The sequence below is a fragment of the Nonomuraea jabiensis genome, from assembly GCF_014204795.1.
Taxonomy (GTDB): domain Bacteria; phylum Actinomycetota; class Actinomycetes; order Streptosporangiales; family Streptosporangiaceae; genus Nonomuraea; species Nonomuraea jabiensis.
In genome coordinates, this window is sequence record NZ_JACHMB010000001.1 from 7,029,057 (window position 1) to 7,046,371 (window position 17,315).

At 72.6% G+C, this 17,315-nt stretch carries 12 protein-coding genes; 9 read left to right on the forward strand and 3 right to left on the reverse strand.

Translation table 11 applies throughout. The annotated features are described in order from the left end of the window. Positions 1-73: 73 nt before the first annotated feature. Genes HD596_RS32190 through HD596_RS32200 form a run of 3 tightly spaced genes read right to left on the reverse strand, consistent with a single transcriptional unit; the run spans position 74 to position 4,793 of the window. A complete protein-coding gene (locus tag HD596_RS32190) occupies positions 74-2,503 on the reverse strand; it encodes a transglutaminase TgpA family protein (RefSeq protein WP_185073004.1) in 2,430 nt (809 codons plus the stop codon). Continuing rightward, complete coding sequence (locus HD596_RS32195; RefSeq protein ID WP_185073005.1) at positions 2,500-3,762, reverse strand: DUF58 domain-containing protein; 1,263 nt, start codon at positions 3,760-3,762, stop codon at positions 2,500-2,502. Before HD596_RS32195 ends, HD596_RS32190 begins: the two co-directional genes overlap by 4 nt. Continuing rightward, positions 3,759-4,793: an AAA family ATPase gene (locus HD596_RS32200; protein ID WP_246555006.1), complete on the reverse strand. Its 1,035-nt coding sequence runs from the start codon at positions 4,791-4,793 to the stop codon at positions 3,759-3,761. The genes HD596_RS32195 and HD596_RS32200 overlap by 4 nt, the downstream gene beginning before the upstream one ends. Positions 4,794-5,206: 413 nt before the next feature. On the opposite strand from HD596_RS32200, the gene mraZ reads away from it, so the two are divergent. From mraZ to ftsW, 9 genes are all read left to right on the forward strand, one after another. Then, a complete protein-coding gene (mraZ, locus tag HD596_RS32205; protein WP_090930667.1) occupies positions 5,207-5,638 on the forward strand; it encodes a division/cell wall cluster transcriptional repressor MraZ in 432 nt (143 codons plus the stop codon). Positions 5,639-5,857: 219 nt separating this feature from the next. After that, positions 5,858-6,823 carry a 16S rRNA (cytosine(1402)-N(4))-methyltransferase RsmH gene (gene rsmH, locus HD596_RS32210; RefSeq protein ID WP_185073007.1) on the forward strand — a complete coding sequence of 322 codons (966 nt, stop codon included), beginning with the start codon at positions 5,858-5,860 and terminating at the stop codon, positions 6,821-6,823. Continuing rightward, positions 6,813-7,535 (forward strand): hypothetical protein, encoded by a 723-nt coding sequence (locus HD596_RS32215; protein WP_185079466.1) that lies wholly within the window; start codon positions 6,813-6,815, stop codon positions 7,533-7,535. The genes rsmH and HD596_RS32215 overlap by 11 nt, the downstream gene beginning before the upstream one ends. Before the next feature lie 1,025 nt (positions 7,536-8,560). Then, entirely contained in the window at positions 8,561-10,291 is a 1,731-nt protein-coding gene (locus tag HD596_RS66170; protein ID WP_446685874.1) for a peptidoglycan D,D-transpeptidase FtsI family protein, read from the forward strand. Positions 10,292-10,331: 40 nt separating this feature from the next. Continuing rightward, positions 10,332-11,870: a UDP-N-acetylmuramoyl-L-alanyl-D-glutamate--2,6-diaminopimelate ligase gene (locus tag HD596_RS32225; RefSeq protein WP_185073008.1), complete on the forward strand. Its 1,539-nt coding sequence runs from the start codon at positions 10,332-10,334 to the stop codon at positions 11,868-11,870. Continuing rightward, positions 11,870-13,621 carry a UDP-N-acetylmuramoyl-tripeptide--D-alanyl-D-alanine ligase gene (locus HD596_RS32230; RefSeq protein ID WP_446685865.1) on the forward strand — a complete coding sequence of 584 codons (1,752 nt, stop codon included), beginning with the start codon at positions 11,870-11,872 and terminating at the stop codon, positions 13,619-13,621. Before HD596_RS32225 ends, HD596_RS32230 begins: the two co-directional genes overlap by 1 nt. Next, positions 13,618-14,676 carry a phospho-N-acetylmuramoyl-pentapeptide-transferase gene (gene mraY / locus HD596_RS32235; protein ID WP_185073009.1) on the forward strand — a complete coding sequence of 353 codons (1,059 nt, stop codon included), beginning with the start codon at positions 13,618-13,620 and terminating at the stop codon, positions 14,674-14,676. Before HD596_RS32230 ends, mraY begins: the two co-directional genes overlap by 4 nt. Continuing rightward, positions 14,673-16,049, forward strand: coding sequence for a UDP-N-acetylmuramoyl-L-alanine--D-glutamate ligase (murD, locus tag HD596_RS32240; RefSeq protein WP_185073010.1), 1,377 nt, complete (start codon positions 14,673-14,675; stop codon positions 16,047-16,049). The genes mraY and murD overlap by 4 nt, the downstream gene beginning before the upstream one ends. Beyond that, positions 16,033-17,307: a putative lipid II flippase FtsW gene (gene ftsW, locus HD596_RS32245; RefSeq protein ID WP_185073011.1), complete on the forward strand. Its 1,275-nt coding sequence runs from the start codon at positions 16,033-16,035 to the stop codon at positions 17,305-17,307. The genes murD and ftsW overlap by 17 nt, the downstream gene beginning before the upstream one ends. Positions 17,308-17,315 lie beyond the last annotated feature (8 nt).

Genomic DNA, 17,315 nt, shown 5'->3' on the forward strand with positions numbered 1-17,315 from the left:
TGGCCGTTCCAGCCCCTGAAGACGAAACCGGCCGTCCCCCTCGACGAGGGGGACGGCCGGGCGTGTCAGCCGGTCAGGAGTTCTTCTGGGCCGCCGTCCGCCGCAGCCTGATGTTCTCCAGCAGGTCGAACCCGTCGAGCAGGCGCTCGCCCAGCCCTCGCAGCCGCCGCAGCGTGGACGGCGGCAGCAGCACCGCCCGCAGCCGGCGCCCGCGTGACACCGTGGCCGCCAGCGCCTGGCGGACCTTGCGCAGGTCCTTGCGCATCGGCCCGACCTGCCCCGGATCCCTGGCGAACAGCACCCGCTCCACCGCGGACGCGATGGCCGTGACGGCCGCCGCCGACTCCGCGTCGAACTCGTACTGCTGGGTCAGCCGCCGGGCCAGCGCCCGCGGGGTCTCGCTGAGCTGGCGGGCCATGCCGTAGTCGTACAGCACGTCGTCCAGCTCCGCCCAGGCGGCGGCCACCGACGGCTGGCCGCCCCCCGACTTCGACGAGATCCTGGCGGTCAGGTCGTCGGACGGCTCCGAGATCTTCCAGCCCAGGGCGCGCACGCGCCGGTTCCTGGTGATCAGACGCAGGCCCGCGGGGATCAGCAGCACCAGCAGCAGCGCTCCCGCGCCGATGCCGATCTGGCCGATCAGCGGCATCGAGTCGTCCGTCGGCAGCCCGCCGGTGGCGACCACGCCCTCGCGGTCCAGCTCGCGCGGGTTGCGCCTGGCCTGCGGGTCGACCGGCTCGTCAGCGGACGAACTCGTCGAACCCGGCGTCGGCGTCGACGCCTCCCCGGTGGTCTCGGGCCTGGGCAGGGTGTACTCGGGCACCCGCGCGCTGCCCTGGCCGGCCGAGCCCGAGGGAGTCGGCTCGAACGGCAGCCAGCCCACGCCCTCGAAATACAGCTCGGGCCAGGAGTGGGAGTCGTTCGTGCCGACCTGCCACCGGTCGCCGACCTTGGTGCCGCCGGTGTAGCCGATCGCCACCCGCGACGGGATGCCCACCAACCTGGCCAGCACCGCCATCGACGCGGCGAACTGCTCGCAGTAGCCCGTACGGTCGCGCAGCAGGAAGTCCCGCAGCGCCGAGTTGCTGTGCCCCTGCGTGCGCAGGCTGTAGGTGAAGTCGCCGCCGGTGAAGAACTGCTGCAGCTTCACCGCCGCCTCGTAGTCCGTCTTGGCGTTCTCGGTCAGCTTGGTCGCCAGCTCCCTGATCTCGGGAGGGATGCTCTCCGGCAGCCGCAGGAAGCGGGGATCGACGGTGGGCCGGGTCCCGCTGAGCGAGTCCAGCAGGTCCGGCGTGGGCTCCGGCTCGCTCGTGGTCACGTCGTACTCGAGGCCGGCGGCCTCGTCGAGAGTGGAGAAGACCATGAGCGTGTCCACGTCCGCCCGCCAGTCGCCGTCGATCTGGATCTGTCTCGGCGGGTACGGCAGCGGCAGGAACTTCAGCCTCGCGATCTCGTCACTCACCTGGATGTTCGTGGTGACGGTCTTGACCTTCGGCTCGGCGCCGAGGCCGGGCGGCGCCGGGAGGGGGCCGTTGTCCGTCCGGTTCTGCGGGGTCCCCTTGGGATCCGTCATGCCGAACTGCTGGCCGTCGAACGTGTCCAGCGCGTAGATCCGCAGATAGCGGGCTTTGTCGTCGTTGTTGGCGTAGGTGAGGACCACGCGCCGTTCCGGCAGCTCCAGCTGGCCCCTCAGGCCCGCGACGGGGTTGGGGATGCTGATCGAGTTGCCCCGGCCCGGGCCGCTGCCGCCCACGCCGAACGTGAAGAACGACACCGGCTCCATGGCCGGCAGCAGGGCGGGCACCAGCACCGCCAGCGCGATCGCGGCGAACCCGATGCGCTTGCCCGACAGCCGCAGCCCGCTGGTGTCCGCCGAGGTGCGCGCGTCGGGCCGGGAGGACGTGGCGCGGGTCGTCCGCCGTACCAGCACCGCCCTGCCCCAGTGGCCCACCCGCTCGCGCCCGTCGGCGATCAGCAGGCCGATGAAACCGAGCGCGGCCAGGATGAACGCCGGCCAGCTGATCGGGTCGGGCAGGATCGTCGCCGGCACCGTGGCCAGCGCCAGCAGCGGCAGCCCGGCCAGGGCCGCCCTGCGCAGCCGCGCGGCCAGCAGGTCCACGGCGATCGCGATCAGCGCCACGCCGCCGGCGGTCAGCAGCGTGATGCCCTCGGTCTCCGGCACGGGAGCGGCGAAGCGCTGGATGTCGGCCCAGCCGACCCCCAGCAGCCTGCCCAGCTCCACCAACGACCCGCGGGTCGGCACCACCAGCGCCCACGCCTTGCCGGAGGCGAACGCCGCGGTCAGGTAGACCCACACCGCGAGCAGCGCGATCAGCGGCGCCGCCCACGCGGGCAGCGACAGGCGGCTGCTCACCAGGCCCGCGGCCATCACGGCGAGCACGGCGCCCAGTGACGTCCAGAACCAGGAGCCGCCCTGGAAGAGCGGGTAGAGCAGGAACGCCGCGGCGAACGCGGCCAGGCCGGAGGCGATGGTCAGCCTCATGCCGCACCTCCCGCCGGGTTGAGCGCGTACCTGCCGCGGTTGGCGGCGTTCTGCCAGACGGAGGCGATCGAGGTGCCCGCGGGCAGGCGCACGATGCGCCAGCCGTACCCGGCCAGGACCGTCTGCACGGCCTGGTGGTTCTCGGCGGCCGCGCGGTCCCCGCCGTCCCACGTGCTCACGTCGAGCATCACCGCCACCGCGGTGATGCCGCTGTGCCTGAGCCTGCCCAGCTCTCTCGCCTCCTCCGGGTCGAGGTCGCCGAGCACGGCCACGATCAGCCCGTCGCCCCCGCCCTGGCGCAGGGCCGAGACGCCCATCTCCAGGGAGCGGGCCGGGCTGTGCCGCACCACGGCGAGGGTGTCGAGCAGCGACCAGCTCAGCCCGGTGTCGGTCAGGTGCTCGGCGCCCTGGTCGGTCACCAGCCGCAGGCCGAGGCCCTCGCGGGCGAGGTGCACGCCGATCGAGGCCGCGGCCGAGACCGCCACCTCGAACGACGAGCGCGGGCCCTCGCCGCGGTGCGCGTACCTGCGGGTGTCCAGCAGGAGCGCGCCGCGGCTCTGCCACTGCTGCTCCTCGCGGCGCACCATCAGCTCGCCGCGGCGGGCCGTCGAGCGCCAGTGCACTCGGCGCAGGTCGTCGCCCTGCCGGTATTCGCGCGGCGCCACGTCGTCGTCGCCGGCCGCGGCCACGCTCCTGGTACGGCTGTCGCCGCCGCCCGTCCACTCACCCGACAGCCGTACGTGGGGCAGCGCCGCCACGTGCGGCGTCACCACGAGCGTGTCGCTGATCGTGAACGAGCGGGTCAGCTCGACGAGCCCGAACGGGTCGGCGATGCGGACCGACAGCGGGCCGATCGTGTAACGGCCGCGCAGGTCCGAGCGCACCCGGTAGTCGATCTCCCGCACGCCCCGCGACTCGACCCGGTCCAGCACGAACCGGGGCCGTACGCCCAGCGCATAAGGAACGGTGTCCTCGATGAGCAGCAGGCCGGTCGGCAGCCTGGTGACGTTCTCCAGCCGCAGGGTCACGGTGGCCTCGCCGCCCACCTCCGCCCGCGGCGGGTCGAGGCGCCTGGCGCAGCTCAGCCGGTAGCGCGTGCGCGCCACCACCATGGCCGCCAGCAGCGGCAGCGCCGTCACCAGGACGCCGATCCTGAACAGGTCGTTCTCGCCCAGGATGACGGCCATCAGCAGCGCCGCGATGCCGGAGGCGAGGAACGACCTGCCCCTGGAGGTCAGCGCCCGCAGTCCGGCCCTCACGACGCTCTGGCCTCCGGCACGGGCACGCGCCTGATGAGATCGGTCACCACCTGCTCGGGCAGGCGGCGCTGCCCCTGGGCCTCGACGCTGGGCAGCAGCCGGTGCGCCAGCACGGGGATGGCCAGGTCCTGCAGGTCGTCGGGGATGACGTAGTCGCGACCGGCCAGCGCGGCGTGCGCCCTGGCGGCCCGTACGAGCTGCAGCGTGGACCGGGGCGAGGCGCCCAGCCGCAGGTCGGGGGAGTGGCGGGTGGCCACGACGAGGTCGATGGCGTACTTCTTGACCGCCTGGGAGACGTAGACGCCGCGTACGGCCTCGATGAGGGCGCGCACCTCGGCCGTCGTCGCCACCGGCTCCAGCTTGTCCAGCGGCGAGGTCTGGCCGTGCACGTCGAGCATCTCCAGCTCGGCGTGCGGCTCGGGGTAGCCCATCGCGATGCGCGCGGTGAAACGGTCACGCTGCGCCTCGGGAAGGGGGTAGGTGCCTTCCATCTCGATGGGGTTCTGGGTGGCGATCACCATGAACGGCGTGTCCAGCTGGTACGTCTCGCCGTCCACCGTCACCTGCTGCTCTTCCATGCACTCCAGCAGCGCGGACTGCGTCTTCGGGGAGGCACGGTTGATCTCGTCGCCGACCACGATGTTCGCGAACACCGGGCCGGGCTTGAACTCGAACTCCCGGGTCTGCTGGTTGTACGCGCTGACCCCGGTGATGTCACTGGGCAGCAGGTCCGGGGTGAACTGCACGCGGCGCACCGGACAGTCGATGGAGCGCGCCAGCGCCTTGGCCAGCATGGTCTTGCCGACGCCTGGAACGTCCTCGATCAGGAGGTGGCCCTCCGCGAGCAGGACGGTGAGCATGATGCGGACGGCGTCGCCCTTGCCCTCGATCACCGATTCGATGGCGTTCCGAATCCGATGCGCGGTGGTGACCAGCTCGTCGAGCTGGGGAGGGACATCATGGGTTACTGCCACCGGGCCTCCATGAGAGAAGTGCGACGGCTGCCCGTAGGGTGCCTTTGCGGGAGCCATGCCATTCCTTTTCCATTGTGTGTACGACCCTACGACGCTGTGGGTTCTCGGGCGACATTTGTGGATATTCCAGGGAACCCCGGTGATGTTCCTGTTCTTGTCGCATAGCAGTACGAATCCCGTGACACGGCACCCCCGCCATCGCGCCACTTTCCTCCACCGAGGGCTTCCCGAACGCGCCGAGCCCCTATTTCCACGGTCTTTCAAACCCTCGACACGCCCATGAGGGTTGACCGACCGGTCACCCGGCTCCACCCCGCTCCATCGCTCTGACCTGCGGTAACGCAACGGAAACCGGTGATGAAGACGGTTCGAATCAGTTGACGGTGGGGAGAAGTGGAGTATGGTGGTGCGCAGTGGAGGGCCCGGTGCACCAGCGCTGAGCGCTTCACGAGGCACGGGAGGTGGGTCCGGTGTTCCTCGGCACCCATCAACCGCGTCTGGACGACAAGGGACGGCTGTTCCTGCCGGCTAAGTACCGTGAGGAGCTGGCGGAGGGTCTTGTGATCACCAAAGGCCAGGAGCGATGCCTCTACGTCTTTCCCGTGGAGGAGTTCCAGCGCATTACCGAGGCTCTCAGCACCGCCCCGGTCACCGCCAAGGCGGTGCGTGACTACAGCCGCGTCTTCTTCGCCAGTGCGTCCGACGAGAAGCCAGACAAGCAAGGGCGCATCACGATCCCGCAGAGCCTGCGTCAGTACGCGGGTTTGGAGCGTGACTGCGTCGTCATCGGGGCCAACACCCGGCTGGAGATCTGGGACGCGCAGGCCTGGGACACCTATCTCAGCGCGCAGGAGCAGGCGTTCGCCGATCTGTCGGAGGAGGTGCTGCCAGGGATCTTGTAGTGACCACGGTCGATCCGTCGGTGCTGTCGTTCGGCGAGGTCTCCACCCGCAACCACTGCCCGTCAGCTGATGCACCTTCCCCGGTGTCAGATGACAGGCGTCCACGAAGAGGGTGCGGATGGGGACCTGGCCGGGCGGCGCCGGGTGGGGACTCAGAGGTGGCCGACGATCGATCTATACGCGTCATCCGCGGGCAAGGGCGCGAGAGGGGGGTTGGAGATGCATGACAACGCTGGCACGGGCGGTCACGTTCCGGTGATGCTCGAGCGCGTTCTGGAGCTGCTCGGGCCCGCGCTGACCGGCAGCGAGCCGGTCGTCGTCGACGCCAACCTCGGCCTCGGTGGCCACTCGGAGGCCCTGCTCGCGGCCCATCCTTCACTCCATCTGATCGGGATCGACCGCGACCCTTTCGCGATCGACTTCTCCACTCGCCGGCTGAGCCCGTACGCGGACCGGATCACCCTGGTGCACGCCTCCTCCGGTGACCTGGCCGAGGTGCTCGCCCGCGCGGGGCGCACCACGATCAACGGGGCCCTGTTCGACCTGGGGGTCTCCTCGCCGCAGCTCGACGAGGCGGAGCGCGGGTTCGCCTATTCCTACGACGCGCCGCTCGACATGCGGATGGACACCGACCAGGAGCTGACGGCGGAGCAGGTGGTCAACACCTACTCCGCCGCGGAGCTGACCCGCATCCTGCGCGACTACGGAGAAGAACGATTCGCTCCGCGTGTCGCGGGCCTGATCATCAAGGAACGGGCCAAAGAGGCCATAACCTCGACTAAGCGGCTTGCGGACATCGTGCGTGAGGCGATTCCCGCCGCGACCCGGCGCACCGGGGGAAACCCCGCCAAGAGGACTTTCCAAGCGCTGCGCATCGAGGTGAACGCGGAGCTGTCCGCCCTGGAGGCGGCGTTGCCCGCGGCACTCGACGCGCTGGCGCTGGGTGGGCGAGTCGTCGTGCTCGCGTACCACTCGCTCGAGGACCGGCTCACCAAGCAGGCCCTCACGGCGCGAACCAGGGACACCAGCCCCCCCGGGCTGCCCGTCCCACTGCCGGCTCACCAGCCGAGGTTCCGCCTCCTGACGAGGGGAGCCGAGCTCCCAAGCGAAGAAGAGCTCGCCCGCAACCCGCGGGCGGCCTCGGCCCGGCTACGGGCGGCAGAGAGGATCCGTGTTGACGACTGAGCAGGAGACCGGCCGGGGAGCGCCCGTCCGCCGCGCGACCCCCAAGACGGGCACGCGCCGGCTCGGGGCGCCGCACCAGTCCAAGCCGCGGCCCCGTCCTGACGTCGAGAGCAAGCTGTCGGCGGCCGAGCGGGCACGCCTCGACCTCGACGGCAAGCGGCCCGGCGGCGAGCGGGAGCGCGCCGACGGCGCCACCCGCGTGCGCCCGGACAGCCGCCCGGACAGCCGGCCGGACAGCCGCCCGGACAGCCGGCCGGACAGCCGCCCGGACAGCCGCCCGCGCACCCGTCCCGGCCCGGGCACCGGTACCGGCACGGGCGCGCGTCCCGGCACGGGCATCGGGGGCAAGCGGATCGGCTCGGTGAGTGCGCAGCTCAGGCGTCCGGCGGTGCGGCGCCGGCCCGCGCGCAGGCAGCGCGCGCCGTTCGTGCTGCTCGTCGTCGGGCTGCTCTGCGGCGGCCTGGTGAGCCTGCTGCTGCTCAACACCATGCTCGCCAAGGACGCCATCACCGACGCCAACCTGCGCGACGAGATCTCGGTGGCGCGTCTGGAGAAGGAGAAGATCGACCTCGAGTACCAGCTGAAGAATCAGCCCGACGTCCTCGCCACGCAGGCCGAGAACCAGGGCCAGCACCGTAACTGGGACAACGTCGACAGCTGGAGCGGTGCGGGCGCCGACGGCCAGAGCGGTCAGGCGGACAGGGAACGGTGAGCAACTCAGGCGGCAGGGGGCAGGGACCCGGCCGCGGCGCTGGCGGCGCCGGCTCTCAAGGAGGGCCCGGCGCCGCTCGTCGTACGCCGGGAGGTCCGGGACGGGCGGGGCGGCAGGGCGGCTCCGCCCGTTCTGACGGGACCCGTTCCGACGGGTCGGGCCGTCCGGCGTCGCCGGAGAACCCGCCGCGCCAGCCGCGCAAGCGCCCGCCGGACCCGCTCGACCTGCCGTTCGGCCCCGACGACCCGCCACGGGCGCGTCCGCCGCGCGAGCCCGGCGACGAACCGCGCGGCCGTTCCCGCCGCGACGACGCCGACCGCGCCGACCCGGGCGAGTCCGGCCGTCCGCGCTCCGGCGGCAGCCGCCAGAGCGGCCCCGACCGCGCCCGCCGCGACGGCACCCGCCAGGGCGGCCCGGACCGCGGCCGTCCGGGCGGCTCGGGCCGCGGCCGCCCGCGCGGCGACGCCGCGGACGGCACCCGCCGGCGCCCGCGCGACGAGGACGACCGCCCACGGAGCGGCGCGGGACGGGGTCGCGACGATGACCGCCCGAGGAGTGGCGGGGGACGAGGCCGTGACGACGACCGCCCGAGGAGTGGCGCGGGGCGGGGCCGCGATGACGACGACCGCCCGAGGAGTGGCGCGGGACGGAGTCGTGACGACGACGACCGCCCGAGGAACAGCTCGGGGCGGGGCCGTGACGAGGGGGAGCGGCCCAGGGGGCGGGCTGCCCAGGGGCGCGACGATGCCGAGCGGCTGCGCGGGCGCGTCCAGGGAGGCGACGAGCGGGCACGCGGCCGTCAGGAGGACGACGCGCCGCGCCGCGGCCGGCAGGAGGACGACCTCCGCAGCCGCGCCAGGGAGGACGGCGCGCTGCGGCGCCCCCAGGCGGGCGGCCCGAGGCCGCAGGCCCCCAGGCCGGAGGCGGCACGGGCCGGCGAGCGGGTGGCGGCGCGCCGCGGGGGAGAGGTGCCCCCGCCCCGATGGCCGCGCCGTCCGCCGCCGCGCCCGCCCAGGCCGCCGCTGGTGCTGCGGCTGGGCAACCCGCGCAGGCGCATCAACATCGGCCTGATCGGCATGACGTTCGTGCTGTCGATCTTCGCCGGACGGCTGATCCAGATGCAGGGCCTCGACTCCAAGGTGTACGAGGCCGCGGCGGTGGGCCAGCGCACGCACACCGAGGAGATCCCCGCCAAGCGCGGCTCGATCACCGACGTCAACGGCCACGGCCTGGCCATCACCGTCGAGGCGCGCGAGCTGTCCATCGACCCGTCCAAGGTCACCCCCCAGACCCGGGCCAAGTGGGCCGCCCTGCTGGCCCAGCAGCTCGGCAAGAGCGAGCAGGAGATCGCCGCCAAGCTGGCCAGGACCAACACCCGCTACCAGCGCCTGGCCACCGACGTCGACCCGGTCGTGGCCACCCGCCTGCAGCAGGCCGGCGTGCCCGCGCTGGCGGCGAAGAAGACCTACCGCAGGCTCTACCCGGCGGGCGACCTGGCGGGCAGCCTCATCGGGTTCGTCGGCGACGAGGGCGCCGGGCTGGGCGGCATCGAGCAGGCCAGGAACACCCTGCTGGCCGGCCAGGACGGCGAGCAGCGCGTCGAGACGGGCCGCGACGGCCTGCGCATCCCGATGACCAGCAGCCAGCACACCGCCCCCGTCAACGGCCAGGACGTGCGGCTGACGATCGACCGCGACATCCAGTGGGCCGCCCAGGAGTCGATCGCCGAGCAGGTCGAGAAGGCCGGCGCCGACAGCGGCACCGTGATCGTCATGGACGTGCAGAGCGCCCAGATCATCGCCATGGCCAACGCCCCCGAGCTCGACCTGAACAACTGGCGCAAGGCCCCCGCGTCCGCGTACGTCAACAAGGCCGCCGCCGACGTGTTCGAGCCCGGCAGCACCAACAAGGTGATCACGGCCGCCGCCGCGATCGAGGCCGGCGCGGTGACGCCCGACACGGTGTTCCAGGTCCCCGACCGGATCAGGTGCGCCGACCAGGTGCTGCGCGACGCGCATCCGCACAAGTCGGAGTCGATGACGTTCCGCCAGGCCGTGGCCGAGTCCAGCAACGTGGCCACGATCATGGCCGCGCGCAAGGTCGGCAGCGAGCGCCTCTACCGGATGCTGAAGGCGTTCGGGTTCGGCTCGCGGCCGGGCGGCGGCGTGCCGAGCGCGGAGGCCGGGCTGCTGCCCGACTACAAGAACTGGTCGGGCAGCCAGAGCTGCACCGTCGCCTACGGCCAGGGCGTTTCGGTGACCGCGCTGCAGATGGCCAGCGTCTACCAGACCATCGCCAACGGCGGCGTCAAGATAGAGCCGCGGATCGTGGCCGGCACGACGGACACCTCCGGCAGGTTCGTTCCCGCTCCTCCAGGTAAGCAGACCAGGGTGGTGAGCGCGACGACGGCCAAGGAGATCACGACGATGCTGGAGAGCGCGGTGAGCGCGGAGGGCACGGGAGAGCTCGCGGCCATCCCCGGCTACCGGGTGGCGGGCAAGACGGGCACGGCCAACCGCTACGATGCGAAGCTCGGCCGGTACGAGGGCTACACGGCCTCGTTCGTCGGGTTCGCCCCCGCCGACAAGCCCCGGCTGGTGGTGCTGTCGGTGCTGCAGAACCCGAAGAACGGCCACTTCGGCGGGCAGTTGGCGGCCCCCGTGTTCAAGGATGTGATGACGTTCGCCATCAAGAGCAAGAAGATTCCTCCCACAGGCTCCGCCGCGCCGCCGGTGCGGATGCGCGCGGGACAGTGACCAGGGAAGGTACGCTCTCGCCGTGCGTCCCCCGTCGTCTATGCGTCCTACGACCAGCCCGCCCCGCCCGCTGACCGGGCTCGCGACCATGCTCGACGCCGACTCAGGCACGTCGCGGTCGCCTCATGCCGCCCTGACCGGCGTCACCATCGACTCCCGCGACGTCCGTCGCGGGGATCTCTACGTGGCGTTGCCCGGCAACCAGGCCCACGGCGCCGCCTTCGCCGCCGAGGCGATGGCGAAGGGAGCGGTGGCGGTGCTCACCGACCGCGCCGGCCGCGACGAGGCCGTCGCGACCGGGCTGCCGGTGCTGATCGTGCCCGACCCGCGCGCCCTGCTCGGGCAGATCTCCTCCTGGGTGTACGGGCAGCCCGCCCACGACATCCAGATCCTCGGAGTCACCGGCACCAGCGGCAAGTCCACCACCACGTTCATGATCGAGGCCGGCCTGCGCGCGGCCGGGCACCGGACCGGCCTGGTGGGCGGCGTCGAGATCCGCGCGGGCGAGGCCCGCTTCCAGCCCACGCTCACCACGCCCGAGGCGCCGCAGCTGCACGGCCTGTTCGCCCTGATGCGCGAGGAAGGCGTCACCGCGGCCGCCATGGAGGTCTCCAGCCACGCCCTGGCGCTCGGCCGGGTCGACGGGATCTACTACGACGTCGCCCTGTTCACCAACCTCTCCCAGGACCACCTCGACTTCCACAAGGACTTCGAGGACTACTTCGCGACCAAGGTGCGGCTGTTCCAGCCGGAGCTGAGCCGGGCCGGCGTGACCAACATCGACGACCGCTACGGGCGGGAGCTGCTCGACCTGGCGAAGGTGCCGATGACCACGTACTCGGCGCTGGGCGACCCGGAGGCGGAGTGGCGGGCGCTGGACGCCCGGCTGGGCGCCGACGGCAGCGCGTTCAGGGTCGTGGGGCCCGGCGGGGTCGAGGCGGACGCGCAGATCTCGCTGCCGGGGCCGTTCAACGTCGCCAACGCGCTCGGCGCGATCGTCACGCTCGTCGAGGCCGGGGTGCCGCTGCACACCGCCGTGCACGGCGTGGGCACGCTCACCGGGGTCCCGGGGCGCATGCAGCGCATCACGGCCGCCGGAGACGAGTTCCAGGCCGTCGTGGACTACTCCCACAAGCCCGGCGCCGTGGAGTCGGTGCTGCGCTCGCTGCGGTCGGTCACGGCGGGCACCCTGACGATCGTGCTCGGCTGCGGCGGCGACCGCGACAAGGGCAAACGGCCCGCCATGGGCGAGCTCGCCGCCCAGCTCGCGGATGTGGCCATTTTCACGAGCGACAATCCGCGCTCGGAGGATCCGCTGGCCATTCTGGTGACGATGATGGAGGGAGCGCTCCGCGTTCCGCAGCACGACCGCGCTCATGTGATCATTGAGCCCGACCGCGCGGCCGCCATCGGCCTGGCGATCGCCCGGGCCGGGCAAGGCGACGTGATCGTCGTGGCCGGCAAGGGTCATGAGCAGGGTCAGTACATTTCAGGCGAAGTGATCCCCTTCGACGACCGTGAGGTGGTCGCGGAGGCGATCGCCGCACGCAAGGAAAGCACGGAAAGCAGGAAGCACTGATGATCCCCTTGCCTCTGGCCAGGATCGCCGAGATAACCTCGGGCGCCCTGACGGGCATGGCCGATCCCCGCGCGGTCGTGCGCGGGCCCGTCGTGATCGACTCGCGGGCCGTAGAACCGGGATCGCTGTTCGTGGCCATCAAGGGCGCGCGCGTCGACGGCCACGACTTCGCCGCGCAGGCGATCAGGGCCGGAGCCGTCGCCGTGCTGGCCACCAGGCCGGTCGAGGGACCCGCGGTGATCGTGCCCGACGCCGCCGCCGCGCTGGCCGAGCTGGCCACCGCCCAGGCGGCCGCGCTGCCCGACGTCACCGTGATCGGCGTGACCGGCTCGGCGGGCAAGACCAGCACCAAGGACCTGCTGGCGCGGCTCACCGCCCGCGTCGGGCCCACGATCGCCCCCGTCGGCAGCTTCAACAACGAGCTCGGACACCCGCTGACCGTGCTGCGGGCCGACCTCGACACCCGCTTCATGGTGCTGGAGCTGGCCGCGCGCAACATCGGCCACATCAAGGACCTGACCCGCATCGCGCCGCCGCAGATCGGCGTGGTGCTCAACGTCGGCACCGCGCACCTCGGCGTGTTCGGCGGCAAGGAGGCCATCGCCAAGGCCAAGGGCGAGCTGGTCGAGGCGCTGCCGCGCACCGGCGTGGCCGTGCTGAACGCCGACGACCCGCTGGTGCGGGCCATGGCCTCGCGCACGGACGCGCGGGTCACGTTCTTCGGCCGGGGCGAGTCGGCCTCCATCCGCGCCGAGGGCGTCACGGTCGACGCCCGTGGGCGGGCCTCCTTCACGCTGCGCACGCCCTCGGGGTCCGCGCCCGTGTCGCTCCAGCTGTACGGGGAGCACGCCGTCGACAACGCCCTGGCCGCCGCCGCGGCCGGTTACGAGCTGGGCCTGCCGGTGGCGACCATCGCCGCCGAGCTGTCGCAGGCCACGCCGCTCAGCCGGTGGCGGATGGAGGTCACGGACCGGGCCGACGGGGTGACGGTCGTCAACGACGCGTACAACGCCAATCCCGACTCGATGCGGGCGGCGTTCGCGGCGTTCGAGGTGCTGGGCCGGGGGCGGCGGCGCTTCGCCGTCATCGCGGCGCTGCGCGAGCTCGGCGATGAGGGGCCCGCGCTCAACGCGGAGCTGGGCCGGCTGGCCGGCGGCTCCGGCCTGGCCGGGCTCATCGTGGCCGGCCCGGACGCGGGCCCGGTGCTGGAAGGGGCGCGCTCGGCCGCGGCGGAGGCCCAGGCGGCCGCTCAGGCGGCCCTGGACGCCCAGGCGGCGGCCCAGGCCGCGGCCGGGGTTCCGCAGGCGCCCGTCCCCCACCAGGACGCGCCTCAGGGCTGGCACGGGCCTTCCCCCGACCAGGGCTGGCACGGGCCCGCGCAGGACCAGGGCTGGCACGGGCCCGCCCCGGATCAGGGCTGGCACGGACCCGCGCAGGACCAGGGATGGCACGGGCCGTCCCCCGAGCAGGGGGCCCCGCAGCCCGGCCGGCAGGCGCCGGGCGCCGGTGGCGTGCCGCCGCAAGGATGGCAGGCGCCCCCGGCGGGCGGACCTGTGGCCGGGGCGCCGCCCGGCGCCGGGGCCGCGTATCCTGCGCAGGCGATGCGAATTGTGCACGTGCCCGATGCCGAGGCGGCCGCGGCCGAGCTGGCCGGATGGCTGCGGCCGGGTGACGCGGTGCTGGTGAAGGGACCGAGAGCCATGGGTCTGGAACGGACGGCCGAGCTCGTGCTCGGAGGTGCCGCTCAGTGACCGAAATCATCATCGCCGGTGCGGTGGGCCTGATCCTCTCGATGCTGGGCACCCCGCTGGCGATCCGGCTGTTGTCGCGGCGCCGCTACGGCCAGCAGATCCGCGAGGAAGGCCCGTCGGGACACCAGGGCAAGCGGGGCACCCCCACCATGGGCGGCATCGTGTTCGTGCTGGCCGCGCTGCTCGCCTACGGCGCCTCCCACCTGGCCACCTTCGCCGCGCCCACCGTGTCGGGCATGCTGGTGCTGTTCCTGATGACGGGGCTCGGCGCGGTCGGGTTCCTCGACGACTTCATCAAGATCTACAAGCAGCGCAGCCTCGGCCTGCGCAGCGGCGCCAAGGCGCTCGGCCAGCTCATCGTCGGCGCGGTCTTCGCGTTCCTGGTGGTCCGCCAGCCGAACATCTACGGCATCACCCCCGCCGAGACCCGGGTGTCGTTCCTGCGGGACATCGGCCCGTCGATCGGCATCGTCGGGTTCACCATCTGGGTGCTCTTCATGATCGTCGGGTTCTCCAACGCGGTGAACCTCACCGACGGTCTCGACGGCCTGGCCAGCGGCGCGACCGGCGTCGTGCTGGCCGCGTACGTGCTGATCGGCAACTGGCAGCTGCGCAACAACTGCATCGACCAGCTCGGCCCCAACTGCTACTGGGTGCGCGACCCGCTCGACCTGGCCGTGGTGGCGGCCGCCGTGCTGGGGGCGCTGATCGGGTTCCTGTGGTGGAACGCGCCGCCCGCCCGGATCTTCATGGGCGACACCGGCTCGCTGGCCCTGGGCGGCGTGCTGGCCGGCCTGGCCATCGCCACCCGCACCCAGCTCCTGCTGATCATCCTGGCCGGCCTGTGTGTGATCATCACCCTTTCGGTCATCATCCAGGTCGGGTTCTTCAAGATGACCGGGAAACGGGTGTTCAGGATGGCGCCGTTGCAGCACCACTTCGAGCTGAAGGGCTGGGCCGAGACCACGATCGTGGTCAGGTTCTGGCTGGTCGCGATGCTCTGCTCGGCCCTCGGGCTGGGGCTGTTCTACGTCGAGTGGATGCCGAAGCCATGAGTGTCACGTGCGTGGCCGGGCTCGGCGTGTCCGGCACCGCCGTGGCGCGGGTGCTGGCCGAGCGCGGCGAGCACGTCGTGGTCGTGGAGGCGGTGGAGGGCGAGCGCCAGCTCGCCGCGGCCGCCGAGCTGGCCGCGGCCGGCGTGGAGACCCGCTTCGGCGCGATGGAGGTCCCGGCGGGCGCGACCCGGCTGGTCACCACCGGCTGGGCGCCGCACCACCCGCTGATCGCCGCCGCGCTGGAGGCGGGCGTCGAGGTCGTGGGGGAGGTGGAGCTGGCCTGGCGGCTGCGCCCGGCGCAGGCGGCCCCGTGGCTCGCGCTGACCGGCACCAACGGCAAGACCACCGCCGTGCGCATGCTGACCTCGATCCTGCAGGCCGCCGGGCACAAGGCGCTGGCCGTCGGGAACGTGGGCGTCCCCGTGGTGCGGGCCGTCGCCGAGCCGTACGACGCGCTGGCCGTCGAGCTGTCCAGCTTCCAGCTCCACTGGTCCAGCACGCTGGCCCCGCACGCCGCGGCCATCCTCAACGTGGCGCCCGACCACCTCGACTGGCACGGCTCCATGGAGGAGTACGCCGCCGCCAAGGGCCGCATCTTCGAGCGGGCCGCGCACGTGATCTACAACGCCGACGATCCCGAGGCCACGAGACTGGCCGCGCCCTATCCGGGAGCGGTCGGGTTCACGCTGCGGGTGCCCAGGCGCGGCGAGCTCGGCGTCGTGGAGGACCTGCTGGTCGACCGGGCGTTCGTGGCCGATCCCGTGGAGGCGGCCGAGGAACTGGCGACGCTGGAGGACATACGGCCCTTCGCGCCGCACAACGTGGCCAACGCGCTGGCCGCCGCCGCCCTGGCGCGCTCGCTCGGCGTGCCGTCGGAGGCGGTGCGCCAGGGGCTGCGCGACTTCGTGCCCGACCCCCATCGCCTGGCCCACGTCGACCGGGTCGGCGAGGTCGACTACATCGACGACTCCAAGGCGACCAACCCGCACGCCGCCGCCGCGGCGCTGGCCTCGTACCCGTCGATCGTGTGGGTCGCGGGCGGGCAGCTCAAGGGCGCGGACGTCGACGACCTGGTGCGCCAGGCGGCGCCCAGGCTGCGCGGCGCGGTGCTCCTCGGGGCCGATCGGGCCAGGATCGCCGAAGCCATCGCGCGACACGCGCCGAATGTCCCCGTCGTGGACATCGCCGATCGGGACACTGGTGTGATGGAAAGAGTCGTCACCGAAGCCGCCCGGCTGGCCTCGCCCGGGGACACCGTGCTGCTCTCCCCGGCGGGGGCCTCGCTCGACATGTTCGCCAACTACCCGGCGCGGGGGGAGGCCTTCGCGCGCGCCGTACGCGACCTGAGGCTGCGACGTGAGCGCGAGCGCTGAGGAGCCGCGCGCCGTCGAGGGGCCGGGCGGCTGGGCGCGGGAGCAGCTCGGCTCGCTGAAGGAGCTGCTCGACAAGCCGCTGACGACGTACTACCTGATCATCATGTGCAGCGCGCTGCTGCTCGCGCTCGGCCTGATGATGGTGCTGTCGGCTTCCAGCGTCGAGGCGCTGCAGAAGACCGGCAGCCCGTTCTCGTGGTTCTTCAAGCAGTCGCTGTCGGCCGCGGTGGGCCTGCCGGTGATGTGGGCCTGCTCGCGGCTGCCGGTCAAGTTCTTCCGCTGGGCCGGCTACCCCATGATGGCGCTGTCGATCCTGGCGCTGGTCATGGTGCTGTTCATCGGCTCGTCCGAGCTGGGCGCGCAGCGGTGGATCTACATCGGCCCGTTCACCCTCCAGCCGTCCGAGCCGGCCAAGCTCGGGCTCGTGCTGTGGGGGGCCGACCTGCTGGCCAGGCGGGCGCGGCAGGGCCGTATCGAGTGGCGGCAGCTGCTCATCCCGCTCATGCCGGGCACCGCGATCCTGGCCGTCATGGTCATGCTCGGCCGCGACCTGGGCACCACGCTGGTGCTGTTCATGATCTTCCTGGCGCTGCTGTGGGTGGTGGGGGCGCCGATCAAGCTGTTCGGCGGGATCCTGTCGCTGGCGGTGCTCGCCGCGGTCATCATGATCAAGGTGGAGCCGTACCGGATGGCGCGCATCGGGGCCTACCTCAACCCGTGGGCCGACGCGCAGGGCGACGGCTACCAGGCCGTGCAGGGCCAGATCGCGATGGGCTCGGGCAGCTGGTTCGGGCTCGGGCTGGGCAGCAGCCGGCAGAAGTGGAACTGGCTGCCCCACGGCGAGAGCGACTTCATCTTCGCCATCCTCGGCGAGGAGCTCGGGCTGATGGGCACGCTGATGGTGGTGGCGCTGTTCGGGCTGCTCGGGTACGCGGGGCTGCGCGTCGCCGTCCGCGTCAACGACGCCTTCACCAGGCTCGCCGCCGCCGCCATGGTGGCCTGGATCGTCGGGCAGGCGACCGTCAACATGGGCGCCGTGCTCGGCGTGCTGCCGATCACCGGCATCCCCCTGCCGCTGGTCTCGTACGGCGGCTCCTCGTTGCTGCCCACGCTCGCCGCGCTCGGCATGCTGCTGTCGTTCGCCAAACGCGAGCCCGGCGCGAGGGAGGCCTTGAAAGCTCGTGGCCCCGGACCGGCCGCCCGGGCCCTAAGCTGGCTTGGCCTGGGGGGTACGTCCAAAGGCCGAGTGACACGTTAGGGAGTGAC